This window comes from Trueperaceae bacterium, from assembly GCA_036381035.1.
GTDB lineage: Bacteria > Deinococcota > Deinococci > Deinococcales > Trueperaceae > DASRWD01.
Genome location: DASVDQ010000055.1, coordinates 11,686 through 30,198 on the forward strand (window position 1 = coordinate 11,686; position 18,513 = coordinate 30,198).

19 protein-coding genes are annotated in these 18,513 nt (G+C 72.6%); 8 read left to right on the top strand and 11 right to left on the bottom strand.

Going from position 1 to position 18,513, the window contains the following annotated elements:
- Positions 1-160: 160 nt before the first annotated feature.
- The 6 genes from VF202_07225 to VF202_07250 form a co-directional block, all read right to left on the bottom strand.
- Positions 161-2,233, bottom strand: a complete 2,073-nt coding sequence (locus VF202_07225) for a protein kinase (protein HEX7039882.1) — start codon at positions 2,231-2,233, stop codon at positions 161-163.
- Entirely contained in the window at positions 2,230-2,997 is a 768-nt protein-coding gene (locus VF202_07230; GenBank protein HEX7039883.1) for a Stp1/IreP family PP2C-type Ser/Thr phosphatase, read from the bottom strand. Before VF202_07230 ends, VF202_07225 begins: the two co-directional genes overlap by 4 nt.
- Before the next feature lie 33 nt (positions 2,998-3,030).
- Complete coding sequence (locus VF202_07235) at positions 3,031-3,663, bottom strand: hypothetical protein (GenBank protein HEX7039884.1); 633 nt, start codon at positions 3,661-3,663, stop codon at positions 3,031-3,033.
- Between the two features lie 159 nt (positions 3,664-3,822).
- Entirely contained in the window at positions 3,823-4,128 is a 306-nt protein-coding gene (locus VF202_07240) for a DUF3467 domain-containing protein (protein HEX7039885.1), read from the bottom strand.
- Between the two features lie 79 nt (positions 4,129-4,207).
- Positions 4,208-4,621: a hypothetical protein gene (locus tag VF202_07245; GenBank protein HEX7039886.1), complete on the bottom strand. Its 414-nt coding sequence runs from the start codon at positions 4,619-4,621 to the stop codon at positions 4,208-4,210.
- 35 nt (positions 4,622-4,656) lie between these two features.
- Positions 4,657-5,049 (bottom strand): hypothetical protein, encoded by a 393-nt coding sequence (locus VF202_07250; protein ID HEX7039887.1) that lies wholly within the window; start codon positions 5,047-5,049, stop codon positions 4,657-4,659.
- A 77-nt stretch (positions 5,050-5,126) separates the two neighbouring features.
- Here VF202_07250 and VF202_07255 point away from each other — a divergent pair, with 77 nt between their 5' ends.
- The 6 genes from VF202_07255 to VF202_07280 all read left to right on the top strand — a co-directional run bounded on the left by VF202_07255 (position 5,127) and on the right by VF202_07280 (position 10,361).
- Positions 5,127-5,843 (top strand): purine-nucleoside phosphorylase, encoded by a 717-nt coding sequence (locus VF202_07255; protein HEX7039888.1) that lies wholly within the window; start codon positions 5,127-5,129, stop codon positions 5,841-5,843.
- Positions 5,844-5,905: 62 nt separating this feature from the next.
- On the top strand, positions 5,906-6,757 hold the full coding sequence (locus VF202_07260) for a 3-hydroxyacyl-CoA dehydrogenase NAD-binding domain-containing protein (protein ID HEX7039889.1): 852 nt from the start codon (positions 5,906-5,908) through the stop codon (positions 6,755-6,757).
- A complete protein-coding gene (locus VF202_07265) occupies positions 6,754-7,587 on the top strand; it encodes an enoyl-CoA hydratase-related protein (GenBank protein HEX7039890.1) in 834 nt (277 codons plus the stop codon). The genes VF202_07260 and VF202_07265 overlap by 4 nt, the downstream gene beginning before the upstream one ends.
- An 8-nt stretch (positions 7,588-7,595) precedes the next feature.
- Positions 7,596-8,570: an alpha/beta hydrolase gene (locus VF202_07270; protein ID HEX7039891.1), complete on the top strand. Its 975-nt coding sequence runs from the start codon at positions 7,596-7,598 to the stop codon at positions 8,568-8,570.
- A gap of 10 nt (positions 8,571-8,580) precedes the next feature.
- The gene (locus tag VF202_07275; protein HEX7039892.1) at positions 8,581-9,627 is read left to right on the top strand and encodes a M42 family metallopeptidase; all 1,047 of its coding nucleotides are present in this window, start codon (positions 8,581-8,583) and stop codon (positions 9,625-9,627) included.
- Entirely contained in the window at positions 9,624-10,361 is a 738-nt protein-coding gene (locus VF202_07280; protein HEX7039893.1) for a metallophosphoesterase family protein, read from the top strand. Before VF202_07275 ends, VF202_07280 begins: the two co-directional genes overlap by 4 nt.
- Positions 10,362-10,695: 334 nt before the next feature.
- Here VF202_07280 and VF202_07285 read toward each other — a convergent pair whose 3' ends face one another.
- Both VF202_07285 and VF202_07290 read right to left on the bottom strand, forming a co-directional pair.
- Positions 10,696-11,862 carry an acetyl-CoA C-acetyltransferase gene (locus VF202_07285; protein HEX7039894.1) on the bottom strand — a complete coding sequence of 389 codons (1,167 nt, stop codon included), beginning with the start codon at positions 11,860-11,862 and terminating at the stop codon, positions 10,696-10,698.
- Between the two features lie 59 nt (positions 11,863-11,921).
- Positions 11,922-12,821, bottom strand: a complete 900-nt coding sequence (locus tag VF202_07290; GenBank protein ID HEX7039895.1) for a hypothetical protein — start codon at positions 12,819-12,821, stop codon at positions 11,922-11,924.
- Positions 12,822-13,058: 237 nt separating this feature from the next.
- Between VF202_07290 and hflX the strand changes: the two genes are divergently transcribed.
- Positions 13,059-14,621: a GTPase HflX gene (gene hflX, locus VF202_07295; protein HEX7039896.1), complete on the top strand. Its 1,563-nt coding sequence runs from the start codon at positions 13,059-13,061 to the stop codon at positions 14,619-14,621.
- 10 nt (positions 14,622-14,631) lie between these two features.
- A complete protein-coding gene (locus VF202_07300) occupies positions 14,632-16,443 on the top strand; it encodes a menaquinone biosynthesis decarboxylase (GenBank protein HEX7039897.1) in 1,812 nt (603 codons plus the stop codon).
- Here VF202_07300 and VF202_07305 read toward each other — a convergent pair.
- From VF202_07305 to VF202_07315, 3 genes are all read right to left on the bottom strand, one after another.
- Positions 16,382-17,257 (bottom strand): metal ABC transporter permease, encoded by an 876-nt coding sequence (locus tag VF202_07305; GenBank protein ID HEX7039898.1) that lies wholly within the window; start codon positions 17,255-17,257, stop codon positions 16,382-16,384. The genes VF202_07300 and VF202_07305 overlap by 62 nt on opposite strands.
- Positions 17,254-17,988 carry a metal ABC transporter ATP-binding protein gene (locus tag VF202_07310; GenBank protein ID HEX7039899.1) on the bottom strand — a complete coding sequence of 245 codons (735 nt, stop codon included), beginning with the start codon at positions 17,986-17,988 and terminating at the stop codon, positions 17,254-17,256. The genes VF202_07305 and VF202_07310 overlap by 4 nt, the downstream gene beginning before the upstream one ends.
- 209 nt (positions 17,989-18,197) lie before the next feature.
- Positions 18,198-18,452, bottom strand: coding sequence for a L28 family ribosomal protein (locus tag VF202_07315; protein ID HEX7039900.1), 255 nt, complete (start codon positions 18,450-18,452; stop codon positions 18,198-18,200).
- Between the last annotated feature and the right edge of the window lie 61 nt (positions 18,453-18,513).

Sequence of the window (18,513 nt, forward strand, 5' to 3'; positions counted from 1 at the left end):
ACACCGACCCGGCGCCCACTTCGGCATCGGCAGGATCCCTGGTGGCCACCGGTGAGTATCCCTATGACGGGCTACTGACTTAGCATCGGTCCGAACACCTGAGCCTCGGCGCGAGCAGCTGAACCTTGGCCCGAACACCCGGCCGCGCCCGCGCCAGCCCCTACGGCCTCTGCGCCGCCAGCCCCGGGCCGCCCGGTCCCTGCGCGCCGGCCTCGCGGAGCTCGCGCAGGTCCACGACCATCTGCACCACGGGCGCGTAGGTCTCGAAGGTGCCGAGGAGCTTGCCGGCCGGGTCGTACTTCCTGATCAGGTGGCCGCCCCGGCGCGCGGCGTAGAGGCAGCCGTCGTCGTCGACGCCGAGGTCGACGATCGTGTCGGTGAGCTCGCCCTGCTTGGCGTCGAGGGCGAACGAGACGCCCACCTTGCCCTCGGGCGTGATCTTGCGGACCTTCGACGCGTCGGCGTCGGAGATGTAGACGTTGCCCTCGTGGTCGACGGTGACGCCGTCGAGGAGGCGCATGCCCGGCTGGTCGGCCGCGACCTTGAAGGCCCAGCGCGTCTGGTAGACGCCCTCGGCGCTGAGGCGCTGCACCTGCCTGTTGCCGTAGTCGAGGACGTAGACGTTGCCGGCCTGGTCGACCGTGATCACGCGCGGGTCGTCGAACGTGCCGTGGCCCTTGCCGCGCCCGCCGAACGATGACAGGAAGCGCCCGTCGTTCGTGAAGCGCTGCACGAGGTGCGTCTCGCTGTCGAGCACGTAGACAGTGTCGTCCGGCGCCACGGCGACGGACGCCGGGTAGAGGAACTCGCCCGGCTGCATGCCGTAGGTGCCGAAGGAGAGCACCTTGGAGCCGTCGCGGGCGAGCTTGTGCACCATGCGGTGGTTCTCCTGCCCGACGCGGTACTCGAATATCGCGGCGAAGTAGTCTCCCTTCGAGTCGATGGCCACCGACAGTGGCGCCGCCGAGAAGTCCTTGTCGCCGGTGCCCACGTCGCCGATAGACGTGTGCAGGTTGCCCTCGGTGTCGAGGATCCGCAGCACGCCCTGGCGCGCGCTCACCGTCAGGACGATGCGGGTGGGGAGCTGCGCCTCCTCCTCCTCGCTCAGGTCGACGTTCTCCAGCACCTCGAGGACCTCGTCGAGCGTGGGTCGCTCGTCAGGGTCCTTGGCGATCATGCGCATGACGAGCTGGTCGAGGGCCTTCGGCACGGTGAGCACGACCTGCCGCGGCGGCGGCGGCGTCTGGAAGATCTGCTGGTGGACTATGGCCTCGTAGCCGCCCTTGAACGCGGTCTGCCCGGTGAGGACCTCGTAGAACACGAGGCCCAGCGAGTAGATGTCGCTGCGGTGGTCGATCTTCAGGCCGCGCGCCTGCTCCGGCGACATGTAGACGGGCGTGCCCACGCGGGCGCCCGTCATCGTCAGGCGCGACAGCACCTTGCCGCCGGCGATGCCGAAGTCCATCAGCTTCACGGCCTCGGGGAGCAGGCGCGGGTCGCGGTCCTCGCGGATGCCGCCCCGCACGATCATCACGTTCGCCGGCTTGATGTCGCGGTGGATGATGCCGGCCGAGTGGATGTGCTGGAGCGCCCGGACGACGCGCTTCATGATGTCGATGCCCAGCTCGATGTCGAGCTCGCCGGCCTCGATGTACCCCTCGAGGCTGCGCCCGTCGACGTACTCCATGACCATGTAGTGCTGGGCGCCGATCGCGCCGTGCTCGTAGGTGCGCACGATGTTCACGTGGTTGAGCCGCTGCGCGACCTCGGCCTCGCGGTGGAACCGGCGGATGAACTTCGCGTCCGCCACGAACTGCTCCATGGGGATCTTCAGCGCGACGATCTGGCCGTCGGACTTGCGGCGGGCGCGGTAGACGCTGGCCATGCCGCCCGAACCCACCTTCTCGAGCAGCTCGTAGCCGGGTATCTCGGCGTTGTCGAAGTTCGAGGCAGGCGCCACCTTCGACTTCGCCTGCGCGGCCGCGCCCTTGCGCTTGCCCTTGGGCGGGGCCACGCGCGCGCTGCGCGCCGCCTGCACCCCCGAGGGCACGATCAGGCCGATGGCGAGGGCGGTGAGGACGAGCGGCGCCAGGGCGCGGTCGACGCCGCCCAGCACCAGGGCCACGCCGGTGAGCCCCGCCGCCACCGCGAGGAGCCCCACCGACAGCCAGGCGGGGGCGCGGAGCAGCGCGGCCACGAGCGCGGCGGCGACCGCGATCAGCACGATCGTCATTCGTCGACCTCCGCGATGATCAGCGTGATGTTGTCGGGCCCCCCGCGGTCGTTGGCGAGCGCTATGAGCGCCTCCACCGAGGACTGGCGGCTGGTGGTGCGCATGCACTCCGCCAGCACCTCCTCGGGCGTCACGAGGCCGTGGAGGCCGTCGGTCGAGATGACGAAGACGTCCCCGCGTTCGACGGCGACCTCGATCACGTCAGGGGCTACCTGTGGACGCGTCCCCAGCACCCTGGTGATGAGGTTACGCCACTCGTGGCTCTTGGCCTCCTCCTCCGAGAGCAGGCCCTTCTCGAGCTGCTCCTCCACCCAGGAGTGGTCCTTGGTGAGCTGGTAGATCTTCTTGCCGCGCACGAGGTAGGCGCGCGAGTCCCCCACGTGCCCGATGTAGGCCGTGCGGTGCTGCAGGGCGACGCAGGTGAGCGTCGAGCCCATGCCCCGCCGCCCCTGGTGCTTGATCGAGGCGGCGTAGACGCGCCTGTTGGCCAGCCTCACGGCCTTGTCGATGAGCTTGTCGATGCCCACCACGGGCTTGCCGGAGCGGATCTCCTCGACGTAGCGGCTGAACGACTCGTCGAGGACCTCCATCGCCAGCTTGCTGGCGACCTCCCCGGCCGCCGCGCCGCCCATGCCGTCGGCGACGGCCAGGAGCGTGATGTCGCCGCTCTCCAGCGAGAACTGCCAGACGCGGTGGTAGTCCTCGTTGAACGGCCGGACCCTACCTACGTCCGAGCCGTGGCCGACGTTCTGACCCAGCCGCACGCGGGCAGTCTAACGCGCTGGACTCCGCATCGGTCAGTTGAGTTCCCCGCTGGGACGGAGGCTGGGGACCAGCGCTGCGGGCGCCAGGCCGAAGGCGGCGGCGACCAGTCCCAGCGCCTCCGGCGTCGCGGCGGGGAGGCCCTTGAACCTCACGTGGGCCACGTGCGAGCCGGGGAAGACGACGCTGGGAGTGCTCGTGACCTCGGCGGCCACGGCGAGCATGTGCTCCTGCGCCAGCGCGGTGCGGTTCTCGGGGTTGTCGAGGTCCCGCCAGAAGCGGGGCATGTGCAGGCCGGCCAGGCGAGCGACGTCGCCGGCCGTCTCGCGGTCGAGCGGCCGCCCCTCGAGGTGCGCCGCGCGCAGCAGGCCGAGCCTGAACCTGTCGTGCGCGGCGGGGCCCTGGGCGCGCGCCGCCACGGAAGCCAAGAACGGCAGCAGGCCCTTGCAGCCGCTGCCGTCCTCAGGGTCGATCGGAGCGTTCCATAACTGCCATCGCGCGGGCTCGGGGCAGGCCCCGTAGCGGCACTTGGCGTCGTGCTCTAGCTGGTAGACCGAGACGTGTCGCCACTCCGCCCGCACCGCCGCGCCGGCGAGCGCGATCAGCTCGGCGAGGCGCCACGAGTACGGGCAGAGGTAGTCGAAGTAGACGACGACCCGCTCGGACATGGACACATACAAACACTAGGCCGGCGGGCCCCAGGTATCAGAGCGGACTCATCACGTTCTCATCTAACCTGTCGGGGGGCGAACCTCGCCCCCGGCCGCGCGGGGCTTCGGTGCGTCGCGGACGAGCGGCGGCTTCCGTCGGCGCCGCGGTCCGGCAGCTCAGTTCGGCCCCTCGTCGTCGTCGGTGGGGCGCCCCACCTGGCCCGGCTGCGTGGGCCGCGCCGGCTCGGGGATCTGGCCGTGCCGCGCCTCGTAGCGCCTGATGTTGTCCTCGAGGCTCCGCAGCAGCGCTTTGGCGTGCCGCGGGCTGGTGACGAGCCGGGCGCTAACGACGGGCTGCTGGCCCGGCATGACGAGGACGAAGTCGAAGATGAACTCGTCGGCGGTGTGGACGATCAGCGCGCCGTTCGTCGGCCTGCCGCGCGCCGTCTCCTTGTCGATCTCGAACTTCAGGGGCTGCTTCACGCCCCCAGACTAGCCGCGCGTCGCGGGGAGGCGCCTGCGCCGGCCGAGGCCCGCTCCGCGTCCGCCCGCCGCGAGCCCCTCAGGCGGACGGGCGACCCTCGCCCAGCCGCCTGAGGTGGAAGCGCGCCCTGCCTATGTCGGCGGGCGACTCCACGGCCACGACCAGGAGGCGGTCGCCGCCCGGCAGCGTCTCGAACAGCAGCGGGTTGACGTCCTGGTAGAGGACGGTCAGGTGGGTCTCGGCCAGGTCGACGTCGGCGGGCCGCTCGCCGACCTCCTCAGCCGCCTCCCCCTCGTCCCCCGCGTGCACCGTCGCCGCGTCCATCGCGTCGAGCAGCGACGCGAACGCCTCGGCGGCCGCCAGCGCGTTGGTGGCGGTGCGCTGCATGCGGTCGAGCAGCGCCGCGCCCTCGCCGGCCGCGGCGAGTACCTCGCCGCCCTTGCCCACTACGGCCGCCGCCACGACGCCGCGCACGTCGCGCGCGGCCCTCACCAGCCGGTTCGGTTCGGGAGAAGGCGCCCCTGGCATCACACGAACGCGCCGCTCAGCTCGCGCGCCAGCTCCTCGGCCTCCGACCTGACGTTCGAGAGGTCGGCGGAGGCCCCCGTGACGAAGAGGCAGAACAGGTCGGGAGAGACGCGCCTGGCCAGGTAGCCGCCGGCCTCGCCCAGCGCCACGAGCTCCGTGACCGGCGAGCCGAGCTCGCGGCTCATGGCGCCGCCGGCGACGCCGAACAGGGTGGTGACCTCGGCCACCACGTGCTCGAGGGTCTCGGCCTCCGGGGCGCCGGCCAGCGTGGGGTCGTCCGGCTTGCCCGGGTGGCGCTCGATGAGGAGGCCATCCATCCCGGCCACGGCCACGAGCCGGCAGCCGCCGACGCGCGACCACGCCCGCGCCAGGATGTCCTCCAGGTCGGTCATGGCGGGCAATCTAGCACGGTGCCTTCGGGCACCGAGGTGGAGCGGTTCATAAGCGGTGCTCTGGTATCGTTGCCCGGATGACCCAGCTACACGTGCGCGCCGAGCCCGGCTCGGTGGCGCCCGTCGTCCTCCTCCCCGGCGACCCCGACAGAGCGACGCTCATAGCCGAGACCCTGCTCGACGCGCCCCGCCTCTACAACGAGCACCGCCACCTGCTCGGCTACACGGGCGGCTACGGCGGCGTGGAGGTGAGCGTGCAGTCGACGGGTATGGGCTGCCCTAGCATGGCGATCGTGGTCGAGGAGCTCATCCGCCTCGGCGCCAGGCGCCTCGTGCGCATCGGCACCTGCGGGGCCATCGCGCCGCAGGTCTCCCCCGGCGACCTCGTCGTCGCGACGGCCAGCGTGCCCAACGACGGGACGACCCGCCAGTACCTCGGCGACGTGCCCTACGCGCCCGCGGCGGACTTCGCGGTCGTCCAGGCGCTGCGCGCCGCCGCCGAGCGCACGGGCCGCCCCACGCACACCGGCCTGATCCAGACCGACGACGCCTTCTACGCCGTGACGCCGGGCGACGTGCAGGAGATGGCGCGTCGCGGCGTGCTGGGCGTGGAGATGGAGGCCTCCGCGCTGTTCACGCTCGGCGCGCTGCGCGGCGTGAGCACCGGCTGCATGCTGGTCGTGAGCAACCACATCGGCGACGCCGCCCTGCTGCCCGCCGAGCAGCTAAGGGCGGCGGTGCTCGACATGGTCACGGCCGCCCTCGAGGCCGTCGTCGAGCTCGAGAGGACCTGAGCGCGCCAAGACCCGCGCGCGTGCGGCGCGGACGCACCGCGCCGCCGGGAAGGGACCCGAAGATGAAGGTAGTCGTGATCGGCGCCGGCACCATGGGCTCTGGCATCGGCCAGACCTGCGCCCTGGCGGGGCACGCGGTGACGCTCGTCGACCAGGAGGCGGCGGCCGTAGACCGCGGCGTGGCGGCGATGAAGACCAGCCTCGAGCGGATGGTCCGCAAGGGCACCGTCGGCCGGCAGGACGCCGACGACGCCGTGGGCCGCGTCGCGACGAGCCTGGACCTGAGCGCCGCCGCCGAGGCCGACGTCGTCATCGAGGCCGTGTTCGAGTCGCTGCCGGTGAAGGAGCGCGTCTGGAGCGAGGTCGGCAGGCTCGCGCCGCCGGGCGCCCTCCTCGCCACGAACACCTCGAGCCTGTCGGTGACGCAGCTCGCCGCCTTCAGCGGGCGACCCGAGAGCTTCTGCGGCCTGCACTTCTTCAACCCCGTGGCCGTGATGCAGCTCGTGGAGGTCGTGCGCGCCCTGCGCACGCCCGAGGACGTGATCGAGCGCGCCCGCGGGTTCGTCGTGGGCCTCGGCAAGAAGCCCATCGTCTGCGCCGACAGGCCCGGCTTCATCGTGAACCGGCTGCTCGTGCCCTACGTCAACGACGCCGTGCACGCGCTCTCCGAGGGCGTGGCCAGCGCCGAGGAGATCGACGAGGCCATGAAGCTCGGCGCCAACATGCCCATCGGTCCGCTGGCGCTCGCCGACCTCATCGGGCTCGACGTCGAGCTTGCGGCCAGCCAGGCGCTCTTCGAGGAGTTCGGCGACCCCAAGTTCCGCCCCGCGCCGCTGCTCAGGCAGATGGTCAGGGCGGGGCTGCTCGGCCGCAAGACGGGCAAGGGCTTCTACGACTACGGAGGCGGGTCATGAGCGACAGGCCGGAGGACCAGGAGGCGACGGGAGAGGAGCTCGTGGACGACCTGCCCGAGCTGAGGCACGTCCGCTACGAGCTCGACGGGCCCGTCGCCGTCGTGACGGTGGACCGCCAGGAGGCGTTGAACGCGCTGAACGAGGACGTGCTCGTCGAGCTCTCGCTGGCGTTCGCCGCGGCCGAGGCGAACGTCGAGGTCAAGGGGCTCGTCGTCACCGGCGCCGGGCGCGCGTTCGTCGCCGGCGCCGACATCAACGGCGTGAGCCAGCTCGAGGACGCGTTCGCGGCGCGGGAGTTCTCGCTGCTCGGCCAGGACGTCTGCAACACGCTGGCGGCGCTGCCCTTCCCCACCGTCGCGGCCATCAACGGCTTCGCCCTCGGCGGCGGGCTCGAGCTGGCCCTGGCGGCCGACCTGCGCGTGGCCGCCCCGCAGGCCAGGCTCGGCCTGCCCGAGGTCGGCCTGGGCATCATCCCCGGCTACGGCGGCACCCAGCGCCTGCCGCGGCTCATCGGCGTGGGACGCGCCCTCGACCTCATCCTCACGGGCCGCCACGTGACCGCCGAGGAGGCGCTGCAGCTCGGCCTCGTGAACCGCGTCGCCGACGACGCGCTGGCGGCCGCCGTCGAGCTGGCGAAGCTCGCCGCGCGCAACGGTCCGCTCGCGATAGGCCTCGCCAAGGAGGCCGTGTCCCGCGGCCTCGACGTGACGCTGTCGCAGGGCCTCGAGATCGAGGCCGACCTGTTCGGGATGGTGGCCACCAGCGAGGACATGCGCGAGGGCACGAGCGCTTTCCTCGAGAAGCGCAGCCCCGAGTTCAAGGGTCGCTGAGCGGCTTCATGCCGTTCCGCATCAAGGTCTCGCTCATCATCCTGGCGGTCCTCATCGCCGCCGTCATCGTGCTGCCGCTGGTCCTGCCCATAGCGCCGCCGCCCGGCGTGCGTCCGCTGGCGGAGGTCGCGGGTCCGGACGCCGCGTACGTGAACGTGGCGGGCGTCGACCTGCACGTGCGCCGCTGGGAGGGTGAGGGCGACGGACCGGCGTTCCTCCTGCTCCACGGCTTCCCCTACAGCACGCGCACGTTCGACGACCTCGCCCCGCTGCTCGCCGCGCGGGGGGACGTCGTCGCCGTCGACCTCCCCGGCCTCGGGCTGACCGAGCGGCCCGACCCCGACGAACTGGACCTCGGCCTCGACCCCTACGCTCCGTCCTCGCAGCCGCGGCTCGTGGCCGGCCTGATAGAGGCCCTGGGCCTCGACCGGCCCGTGCTCGTCGGTCACGGCTACGGCGCGCGCGTCGCGCTCGACACGGCGCTGGCGAGCCCCGAGCTCGTCGGGGGCCTCGTGACCGTCGGCGCCTCGCCCTACGTCGTACAGCGACGGTCGTTCGTCACGCGGCTCTTCATGGGCACGCCGCAGCTCCGGCGGCTGGGGCCGGTGTTCCTGCGCCAGCTCGCCGCCGAGCCGGGCCTGCGCATCCTCCGCGCCGGCTGGTACGACCCCACGCGCATCACGCAGGAGCGCATCGACGCCTTCCTCGAGCCGTTCACGGTGGAGGGCTGGGACGTCGCTCTGTGGCGCCTGTCGCAGGCGGAGCCGCCGGAGAGCCTCGAGGGACGCCTCGGCGCGGTCCGGGCGCCGGCGCTCGTCGTCGCCGGCGAGGAGGACGGCGTCGTGCCGGTGGAGCAGTCGGAGCGGCTGGCCGACGACCTCCCGGACGCGGAGCTCGTCGTCGTGCCGGGCTGCGGCCACGCCGTCCAGGAGGAGTGCCCTGCCGATCTCGCCTCCGCCATCGCGGATTGGCTCGCAGAGTAGACTTCCGCGCATGGAACTCTTGAAGAGGCTGTCGGAGGCGACCGGCGTGGCCGGCCGCGAGGACCAGGTCCGCGAGATCATCGAGGCCGAGCTGCGGGGCGTCGTCGACACGCTCGAGACCGACGCCATGGGCAACCTGCACGCCGTGAAGCGCGCGCCCACGGACGGCGCGCCGCGGGCGATGGTCGCCGCGCACATGGACGAGATCGGCTTCTTCGTGAAGTTCATCGACGACAAGGGCTTCCTGCGCGTCCACCAGGTGGGCGGGTTCGACCCGCGCAACCTCTTCGCGCGCCAGGTCACGGTGCACGCCTCGATCACCGGCGAGCAGCTCGTCGGCGTCATGAACCCCGCCGGCAAGCCCATCCACATCAGCACCCAGGAGGAGCGCTCGAAGGTCCCGCAGCTCGCCGACTTCTTCATCGACCTGGGCCTGAGCGTCGACGACGTTAAGGCGAAGGTCAGGGTCGGCGACATGGTGACGCTGCGCCAGGAGTTCCACGACCTCGGCAAGGTCGTCACCGGCAAGGCCCTCGACGACCGCGTCGGCTGCTGGGTGGCCGTGCAGGCCCTCAAGCGCCTGAAGGAGCCCGCCTTCGAGGTCCACGCCGTCTTCACGACCCAGGAGGAGGTCGGCCTGCGGGGCGCGCTCACGAGCGCGTTCAGGGTCGAGCCGCACGTGGGCATAGCGCTCGACACGACGCTGGCCGTCGACACCCCCGGCACCAACGACCACCTGCGCGTCACCGAGATGGGCAAGGGCGTGGGCATCAAGGTCATGGACTCCGCGTCGATCTCGACCCGCTGGCTGGTCGACGAGTTCCTCGCGCTGGCGGAGAAGCGAGGCATCGAGCACCAGCTCGAGGTGCTGCCCTTGGGCGGCACCGACGCCGGGGCCATCCAGCGGAGCCGCATCGGCGTGCCGGCAATCACCCTCAGCACCCCGTCGCGGTACGTGCACACCGTCACCGAGATGGTCGCGAAGTCCGACCTGGAGGCGGAGGTCGCCTTGCTGACGGCGTTCCTCGAGGAAGGGACTGCTAGACTCACCTCGTGAAAGTCGGCCTCATCAGCGACGTGCACGCCAACGTGCTGGCGCTCGAGGCGGTCATCGAACAGCTCAAGCTCAAGGGTGCGGAGAGGGTCCTGTGCCTCGGCGACCTGGTGGGCTACGGCCCCTCGCCGAACGAGACCATCGACCTGATCCGCAGCGAGGGCGTCGTCTGCACGCTGGGGGCGGCAGACGAGCGCCTGGCCTTCCCGTTCGCGCGGCGCAAGGCCGTGCGCCACGGCGTGGCCGACGAGACGATCGAGTGGACGAAGGGGGTCATCGAGGAGCGCCACCTCACGTACCTGCGCTCCCTGCCGGTGCAGCGCCGCATCGCGACGCCCATCGGCTGGCTGCGGTTCTTCCACGGCTCGTTCGACGACCCGAACGAGCGCGTGAACCTCGACCGCGACCCCTTCACCCTCACGCGCCTGCTCGAGGTCAACAAGTGCAAGGTGCTCGCCGCCGGCTCGACGCACGTGCCGTTCTACCGGCACATCCAGGACGTCGGCTGGGTCGTGAACCCCGGGTCCGTCGGGCTGTCCTTGAACGGCGAGCCGGGCGCCGACTACGCCCTGCTGACGATCGACGAGGAGAACGTCACCGTCGAGATGGACAAGGTCGAGTACGACTTCGCCGCGGTGGCCTTCGACATCGTGGCCTGGGGCCTGCCGCCCATGGTCGCCGAGGCGATCCAGATGGGCCGCCTCCCCGAGAAGCAGCGCGGCACCGAGGACTACTGAGGGGCGCCCGGGCGGCTCGCCGGCCCGGAGGACCGGAGGCCTGGACCAGAGGTCCCCTCCGACCGCCTACAGTCAGTATCCCCGTAGCGGTCTACTGCCCTTAAGGCCACTAGCCCGCTACCGAGCTACTAGCTGCAATCAGTCACTAGCCCGGAACCGGTCTACTGGCTTCGCAGGCAGGACCGGCGAGCGGAGCGGAAGCGGCGGCCGTACAGGCACGGTCACCCGCCCTGGGCAGTAGGTCGGGAACGAGCTACTGACTGTAGGCGGCGCGGAGAGGGCTCGATGCCGTGTGCCGAGCCGCGCTCCCGGCAGGCCCGCGTCGGGTCATCCCTCAGGCCGCGCTGAGCGCGAGGGCCAGCGCCTCCCCGCCGCCGATGCAGATGCTCGCCACGCCCCGCGACGCGCCGCGCGCGGCCATCGCCGAGAGCAGAGTGACGACGATGCGCGCGCCCGAGGCGCCTATCGGGTGGCCGAGCGCCACGGCGCCGCCGAACACGTTCACGCGGTCGGGCTCGAGGCCCAGCTCCCGCATCAGCGCCATGGGCACGACGGCGAAGGCCTCGTTGACCTCGTACACGTCCACCGCGTCGGCCCGCCAGCCGACGCGCTCGAGCAGGCAGCGCGTGGCCCCCACCGGCGCGATCGTGAACCACTCGGGCTGCTCGCCGTGGCCGGCGTAGCCCTCGATCGTCGCCAGCACCGGCAGGCCGCGCCGCTCCGCGGCTTCCTCCGAGGCGATGACCAGCGCCGCGGCGCCGTCGTTGATCGTGCTGGCGTTGGCCGCCGTGACGGTGCCGCCCTGCTCGAAGGCGGGGCGCAGCTTGCGCATCTTCTCGAAGTCCACGACGTAGGGGCCCTCGTCCTTCGCGACGACCGTCACCTCGCCCTTGCGCCCCTTCACCTCCACGGGCACGATCTCGCGGGCGAACGTGCCGTCCTCGCTGGCGGCCTGGGCGCGCCTGTAGGAGCGCTCGGCGAAGTCGTCCTGCGCCTCGCGCGAGAACGAGTAGCGGCTGGCGCACGTCTCCGCGCACGAGCCCATGTGCTTGTCGTTGTAGACGTCCCACAGGCCGTCGTGGATCAGCGAGTCCACGACCTTGGCGTCGCCGAGGCGCAGGCCGCCGCGGGCGCCGGGCAGCAGGTAGGGCGCGTTCGTCATCGACTCCATCCCGCCGGCGACGACGACCTCGGCGTCGCCGAGGCGCACGGCCCTGACGGCCTGCACGATCGCCTCCATGCCGCTGCCGCACATCTTGTTGATCGTCACGCTGGGCGTCTTCACGTCGATGCCGGCGAAGATCGCCGCCTGCCGCGCCGGCGCCTGGCCCTGACCGGCCTGCAGCACGTTGCCCATGAACACGGCGTCGACGTCGCCCGGGCCGACGCCGGCGCGCTCCAGCGCGCCCTTGATCGCGGCGGCGCCGAGCTCCCCGGCCTTCAGGCTGGCGAGACCGCCCTGGAAGGCGCCGATGGGGGTGCGCGCCGCGGCGGCAATCACAGCTCTCAAGACGACCTCCTACGGGCCGCCGAACGCGGCCCCTCCCGGGATGGTAGCCCTCAGCGGCGCAGGGTGACGGTCGCCTCGACGCCGGCCCAAGACACCGTCAGCGGCCGGTAGAGCGAGAAGGTGGCGGGCAGCAGCACGACGCCCACGACCTCGTGGCCGGGCGCCAGGGCGGCGGGGTCGCCGCGGAAGACGTGGACGCGGTAGGGCGCCCTCACGACCAGCTCACGGCCCTCCTGGGCGAAGGCGAGCGCGGTGTCGAGCGCCCCCGGCGCGAGGCTGGTGGCGATGAGGAGCAGCGCGTGGTCGCTGCCGGCGCGCGCGATGGCCTCGTCGACGACGGCCATCGCCTCGGGGTAGGCGAGCGGCAGCAGGTCGAGGTCGAGCAGCAGCAGGCTCTGGTCCCCGGAGAAGAAGCGCACGCCGGCGGCGGCGCCCAGGGACACCGGCTCCCAGGACGCGTCGGCCGCGGCGCTAGCGTCCGGCGGCGGCGCCGGCACGGTCACGACCAGCTCCTCGCCGCCCGGGCCGAGAAGCGTCACGCCGCCGGGCCCCTCCTCGGCCGCCACGCCCAGGAGCTGCACGGCGTCGAGAGGCAGGAGCCAGCCGGACGCGCCGCCGGGCGCCTCGCCCGCGGACGCCGCCTCGGCCGCCCCCTCGCCCTCGGAGCCGTCCTCGAGCAGGACCGGCGCGGCCAGCGCCCACTCGACCGGCCCGCCGTCGCCGGGTCGCTGCAGCAGGGCGTCGGCCGAGCCGGCGAAGAACGTCGCCACGCCCTCCGCCCCGCGCCAGGTCAGCGTCTCGCCGTCGGAGGTCACGACGTCGCCCAGCGCCACGGCCAAGGGCGCCGCCGACACGTAGGTGACACCGCCCCTCACCGCCCCCGCCAGCGGACGCTGCGCCAGCGACGCGGCCGCGGAACAGAGCGCCAGGAACGCGAGCAGGGGGCGCATCGCGCGGAGGCTAACACGGGCCGGGCAGCGGCTAGAATCGCGCCAGGACGCGCGCCCCTCGCCGCCGCGCCGAGACGGGAGGCGGACGAGGCGCCGGCGCCCCCGGGCCCCGCGCGCGCCCTCCGAGAGGAGCGAGACCTCATCGAGAAGGTTCACGGCAAGACGCAGGGGCTGAAGAACCACCAACTGAAGCGGCTTTCCAACCTCTACCGCAGGCGCGTGCCGCCGGAGGCGGCGGTGACCGCCGACCTGGCGCGGGCCATGGCCGACCTCACCCTCGAGCTCGGCCGCGGCGTGAGCGTGCTCATCGACAGGCGCGGGCGCGTCGTCACGGTGGCGGTGGGGGACGCCGCCGACACGCCGCTGCCGCCCTTCGTCGGCGAGGCGGAGTCGCGCCTCGCGGGACTGCGACTGGCCCACACGCACCTCAAGCCGGGTGGCCTGTCGCCCAACGACCTCACCACGCTGTTCCTCAACCGCCTCGACGCGCTCATCGCCATCGACGTCGACCCGGCGCAGCGAGGCGGCGCTTCCGTCGGCCAGGCGCAGCTCGCCACCGTGGCGCCGTCGGGCAGCGAGACCGAGGACTGGATCGTCGACGAGCCGGTCCCCGTCTGGCAGCTCGAGAACGCCGACGTGCTCGGTCGGCTCCGGGCCCTCGAGGAGGAGCTCGCCCGTCAGGCGGGCGCGCGCGAGGTCGCCCGCAGCAGCGCCGAGCGCGCCGTGCTCGTCGGCCTCGGGCCCGACGACGCCGAGACGGCCGCGCGGATGGCGGAGCTGGCCGAGCTGGTGCGCAGCGCCGGCGCCACCGTGGCGGCGAGCACCGTGCAGCGCCGCGCCAAGCCCGACCACCGCACCGTCGTAGGCGAGGGCAAGCTGCAGGAGGCGGTGTCGCTGGCGTTCCACGAGGACGCCGACCTGCTCGTGTTCGACCGCGAGCTCACGCCCGCGCAGGCCCGCGAGGTCGAGCGCCTCACGAAGCTGAAGGTCCTCGACCGCACCCAGGTGATCCTCGACATCTTCGCCCAGAACGCCAGCGGGCGCGAGGCGCAGGTGCAGGTGGAGCTGGCGCAGCTCAAGTACCAGCTCCCGCGCCTGGGCGGACGCGGCGAGGCGATGAGCCGCCTCGGCGGCGGCATCGGCACCAGGGGCCCCGGCGAGACGAAGCTCGAGGTCGACAGGCGGCGCATCAGGGACCGCATCGCCACCCTGGAGAGGGCCGTCGCGGACATCAGCCGCCGCCGCGCCGAGACGCGCAAGTCCCGCACGGCCTCGACAACGCCGGTCGTGGCGCTCGTCGGCTACACGAACGCCGGCAAGTCGACGCTGTTCAACGCCCTCACGAAGTCCGCGGTGCTCTCGCAGGACAAGCTGTTCGCCACGCTGAGGCCCACGACGCGCGAGGGCTGGCTGCCCGAGCTCGGCCCCTGGGGCGGCACGGCCGTGTTCACCGACACGGTCGGGTTCATCCGCGACCTCCCCGACGAGCTCGTCGACGCCTTCAGGGCCACGCTCGAGGAGCTGCACCACGCCGACCTGCTGCTCCACGTCGTCGACGGCGCGACGCCCGGGGCACCCGACCGCGTCGACGCCGTGCAGCGCATCCTCGACGAGCTCGAGCTCGAGCCGCCGCGGCTGGTCGTCATCAACAAGGCCGACGCCGCCGACCCGGGCGTGCTGAAGGACCTCGAGGAGCGCTACGGGGCCGTGAGCGTCTCGGCCGTCACCGGCGCCGGCCTCGACAGGCTGCGGAGCCAGCTCGCGGGGGTGCTGCCCGCTCCCCTCGCCGTGGAGGCGTGACGGTCGGCGCGTGAGCACGCCGGACCTGCGCTCCTTCCTGCGCCTCCTCGAGGAGCGGGGCGAGCTCGTCAGGGTGACGGAGCCCGTCTCTCCGCACCTCGAGGCCGCGGCGATCGCCGACCGCGCCGTGAAGGAGGGCGGTCCGGCGCTGCTGTTCGAGAACGTCGTGGGGCACGACATCCCCGTGGCGATGAACCTGTTCGGCACGGCGCGACGCATGGCGTGGGCGCTGGGCGTCGAGGACCTCGACCAGGTCACCGAGCGCCTGCGCGACCTCCTCGACGTGCGCCTCGGCGGCGGGCTCGTGGGCATGATGTCGAACCTGCCCAAGCTGCGCGAGCTGCGCGCGCTGCCGCCGCGTCGCGTGCGCAGCGCGCCGGTGCAGAGCCGCGTCTTCACCGGCGAGGACGTCGACATCACGAGGCTGCCCGTCCTCACGACCTGGCCGCAGGACGCCGGCCCGTTCGTCACCCTGCCGCTAGTGATCACGCGCGACCCCGTGCACGGCGACGTGAACGTGGGCATGTACCGCATGCAGGTGCTGGACCCGCGCACCACGGCCATGCACTGGCAGCGCCACAAGACCGGCGCCAGGCACTTCGAGAGCGCCAAGCGCGCGGGCAGGCGGCTCGAGGTCGCGGTCGCCCTGGGCGGCGACCCGGCGCTCACCTACGCCGCCACGGCCCCGATCCCGCCCGTGCCGGGGCTCGACGAGCTGGCGCTCACCGGCTTCATCCGCGGACGCGGCGTGGAGGTCGTGAGGGGCGTGACAGTGGACCTCGACGTGCCGGCGCACGCCGAGATCGTCATCGAGGGCTACGTGGACCCCGCCGAGGACCTCGTCACCGAGGGGCCCTTCGGCGACCACACCGGCTTCTACACTCTGCCCGACCTCTACCCCGCGTTCCACGTCACGGCCGTCACGATGCGCGACGACCCCGTCTACCCCGCGACGGTCGTCGGCCCGCCGCCGATGGAGGACGCGTTCCTCGTCCTGGCCAGCGAGCGCATCTTCCTGGTGCCGGCGCAGCTGATCCTGCCGGAGATACGCGACTACCACATGCCGCCGGCGGGCATCGCGCACAACCTCGTGCACGTGTCGATCGAGAAGCGCTACCCAGGCCAGGCGTACAAGGTCGCGAACGGCCTCCTCGGCCTGGGGCAGATGATGTTCGCGAAGGTCGTGCTCGTCTCCGACGACCCGGAGCTCGACCCCAAGGACCTCGTCGGCTTCTGGCGCGGGGTGCTGAGGCGCGCGGTGCCGGGGCGGGACTCCCAGCTCGCCAAGGGGCCCATGGACGTCCTCGACCACGCCAGCCGCGCCTGCGGCTACGGCAGCAAGCTCGTCATCGACGGGACGATCAAGCACGCTGAGGAGGGCGGCGACCAGCCCTACGAGCCCAACCCCGAGCGCCCGCGCGAGCAGCTGCCGAACCACGCCGAGGTCGTCGACCAGCACCAGGTGGCGGGCGGGTTCTGGTTCATCACCACGCGCAAGACGAGGGCCGGCCAGGGGCGGCACCTGGGCGAGTGGGCGGCGCGCCAACCGGCGGCGCGCGGCGTGCGGCTCGTCGCCGTCGTCGACGACTCGTGCGACCCGCGCGACTTCGCGCAGGTGATGTGGACGCTGCTGAACAACATCGACCCGGAGAGGGACGTCCAGGTCATCGACGACACCTTCGGCTCCGGAGCCCGCTTCGTGATGGACGGGACGCCGAAGCTGCGCGCGGAGGGGTTCGACCGCCCGTGGCCGGAGAAGCTCAGGACGACCGCAGAGGTTCTGAGGCGCGTCGACGAGCTGTGGCCGCGGCTGCGAAGGTGAGCGCCTGCACGAGGACGATCGTCGAGCCGCTCGGCACGTCGAGGAGGAACGAGGCGGCGAGCCCCGCCACGGTGGCGAGCACGCCGAGCACGACCGAGAGCAGCGTCATCTGGGCCAGGGTGCGGGCGAGGAGGCGCGCCGTCGCCGCGGGGATCACCAGGTAGGCGGCCATGAGGATCACCCCGACGACCACGGCGCTGACCGCGATCACGACGGCCGCGAGCAGGTAGAGGACCAGCTCGAGGCGGGCGGTGTCGACGCCGTCGGCGCGGGCCAGCTCGTCGTCGAACGTGGCGTACGCCAGGCGCCCCCAGTGACGGCCGATCACGGCCACGGCGAGGGCCGTCACGAGCGCGATGACCGCGAGGTCGTCCCCGCGCACGCCGAGGATCGAGCCGAACAGCAGGTCCATGAGCGACACGCCGAGGTTGGCGTCGGGCGGGATCAGCGAGAAGAACATGACCCCGAGCGCCACGCTCACCGCGAACGCGATGCCGATGGCCGTGTCGCTGGAGAGGTCGGTGCGGCGCCGCAGGGCGTAGATGCCGTAGGCGGCGAGCAGGCTGAACGGCACGGCGATCCAGATGGGGTCGCGCAGCAGCGCCAGCCCGGATCCGACGAGGCCCGTGGCAACGATCGCGAACGCGCCGATGCCCATGCCGCCGAACGCCGTGTGCGCCAGGCCGTCGCCGAGGAAGGAGAGCCGCCGCTGGACGACGAAGACGCCGAGGAGGCCGGTGCCGACGGCGATGAGCACGCCCGCTGCCAGCGCCCGCTGCAGGAAGGGCAGCGCGAGGGCCTCGACGAACGTCACGGCGCCACCGGGTGCTCGTGCCGCCGGTGCCCGAAGGCCAGCCTGAGCCTGTCGCTCTCCAGCACCTCGTCCGGCGGACCGTAGGCCATGAGGCGGCGGTTCAGCACGAGAACGGTGTCCGCGTGGAACCGGGCCGACGCCATGTCGTGCGTGATCATCACCACCGTGGCCGGCCGGCCCGCGGCGGCGGCCTCGCGCCTGTAGCCCTCGAGTAGGTCGTGCAGGTCGTGCTCGACGAGGAAGTCGACGCCGGTGGCCGGCTCGTCGAGCAGGACCAGCTCGGGCCGCCGCACCAGCGCGCGGGCGAGGAACGCGCGCTGGAGCTCGCCGCCGGAGAGCCTGGCGAGCTGCCTGTCGGCGAGGGACGCGGCGCCGACCCTGTCGAGAGCCTCCAGCCCGCGCTCGCGCTCCCGGCGGCCCACGCGCGCCGGCCACGAGCCGCGCAGGCCCGTCGTGACGAGCTCGAGGGCCGTGGCCGGGAACGTGCGGTCGAAGGTCTTGAGCTGGGGCACGTAGCCGATCCGCTCGGGATGGGCCCCGGCCCTGTCGCCGAAGAGCGCGGCGTGGCCGGCGCGCGGCGTCACCAGTCCCAGCGCCACCTTGATGAGGGTCGACTTGCCGCCGCCGTTGGGGCCGACGATGGCGAGGAACCGGCCGGGAGGGAGGTCGAAGGTGACGTCCTCCAGCACCGTCGCCTCGCTGAAGCGCACCGTGACGCCGTGGAAGTGCACGACGGGCGGCGCGGGCGCCCGTGCTTCCGGTCCGTGAGCGCCCGCCCGTGCGGCGGACGCGCCGCTGCCCCTCTCGGGTGCCGCGCCGCCACGGTCACTGGCTGACGAGCCACGCCAACTTTGAGAACTGGTTCTCACTACGGTGATGCTATCTCACGTGAAGGTCCGCCGGGTGATGCCCGGCGGACCCCGAGGTTCCCAGCTGCGGCTCAGCGCTGAGGCGGCTTGTTGGGGTTGACGAAGACGCTCGGGTCGAGCTGGCGGATCGCCTTCGCGCTCAGCCAGACGCGCTGCGGCTTGCCGTTCACCCAGATCGTGCGCTTCTGCAGGTTCGGCTTCACGGCGTGCTTGTGAACGCCGACCTGCTTGAGGCCGACGCCCCCCTTCCGCTTCGCCGAGCCCTTGCGGGTGCTCGTCTGTTGCGACCTCGTCTTCTTGCCCGTGACTGCGCAGACGCGCGGCATGTCTCTCCTCCGTGGCAGGCCCGGCTGGCGCCGGTGCGGTTCGCTGTCGTGACGGGGCGAC

Excerpts from the sequence above, each read along its gene's own strand:
- VF202_07225 (HEX7039882.1), bottom strand. The coding sequence starts at position 2,233 with ATGACGATCGTGCTGATCGCGGTCGCCGCCGCGCTCGTGGCCGCGCTG.
- VF202_07235 (HEX7039884.1), bottom strand. The coding sequence starts at position 3,663 with ATGTCCGAGCGGGTCGTCGTCTACTTCGACTACCTCTGCCCGTACTCG.
- VF202_07250 (HEX7039887.1), bottom strand. The coding sequence starts at position 5,049 with ATGACCGACCTGGAGGACATCCTGGCGCGGGCGTGGTCGCGCGTCGGC.
- VF202_07255 (HEX7039888.1), top strand. The coding sequence starts at position 5,127 with ATGACCCAGCTACACGTGCGCGCCGAGCCCGGCTCGGTGGCGCCCGTC.
- VF202_07260 (HEX7039889.1), top strand. The coding sequence starts at position 5,906 with ATGAAGGTAGTCGTGATCGGCGCCGGCACCATGGGCTCTGGCATCGGC.
- VF202_07265 (HEX7039890.1), top strand. The coding sequence starts at position 6,754 with ATGAGCGACAGGCCGGAGGACCAGGAGGCGACGGGAGAGGAGCTCGTG.
- VF202_07270 (HEX7039891.1), top strand. The coding sequence starts at position 7,596 with ATGCCGTTCCGCATCAAGGTCTCGCTCATCATCCTGGCGGTCCTCATC.
- VF202_07275 (HEX7039892.1), top strand. The coding sequence starts at position 8,581 with ATGGAACTCTTGAAGAGGCTGTCGGAGGCGACCGGCGTGGCCGGCCGC.
- VF202_07290 (HEX7039895.1), bottom strand. The coding sequence starts at position 12,821 with ATGCGCCCCCTGCTCGCGTTCCTGGCGCTCTGTTCCGCGGCCGCGTCG.
- VF202_07315 (HEX7039900.1), bottom strand. The coding sequence starts at position 18,452 with ATGCCGCGCGTCTGCGCAGTCACGGGCAAGAAGACGAGGTCGCAACAG.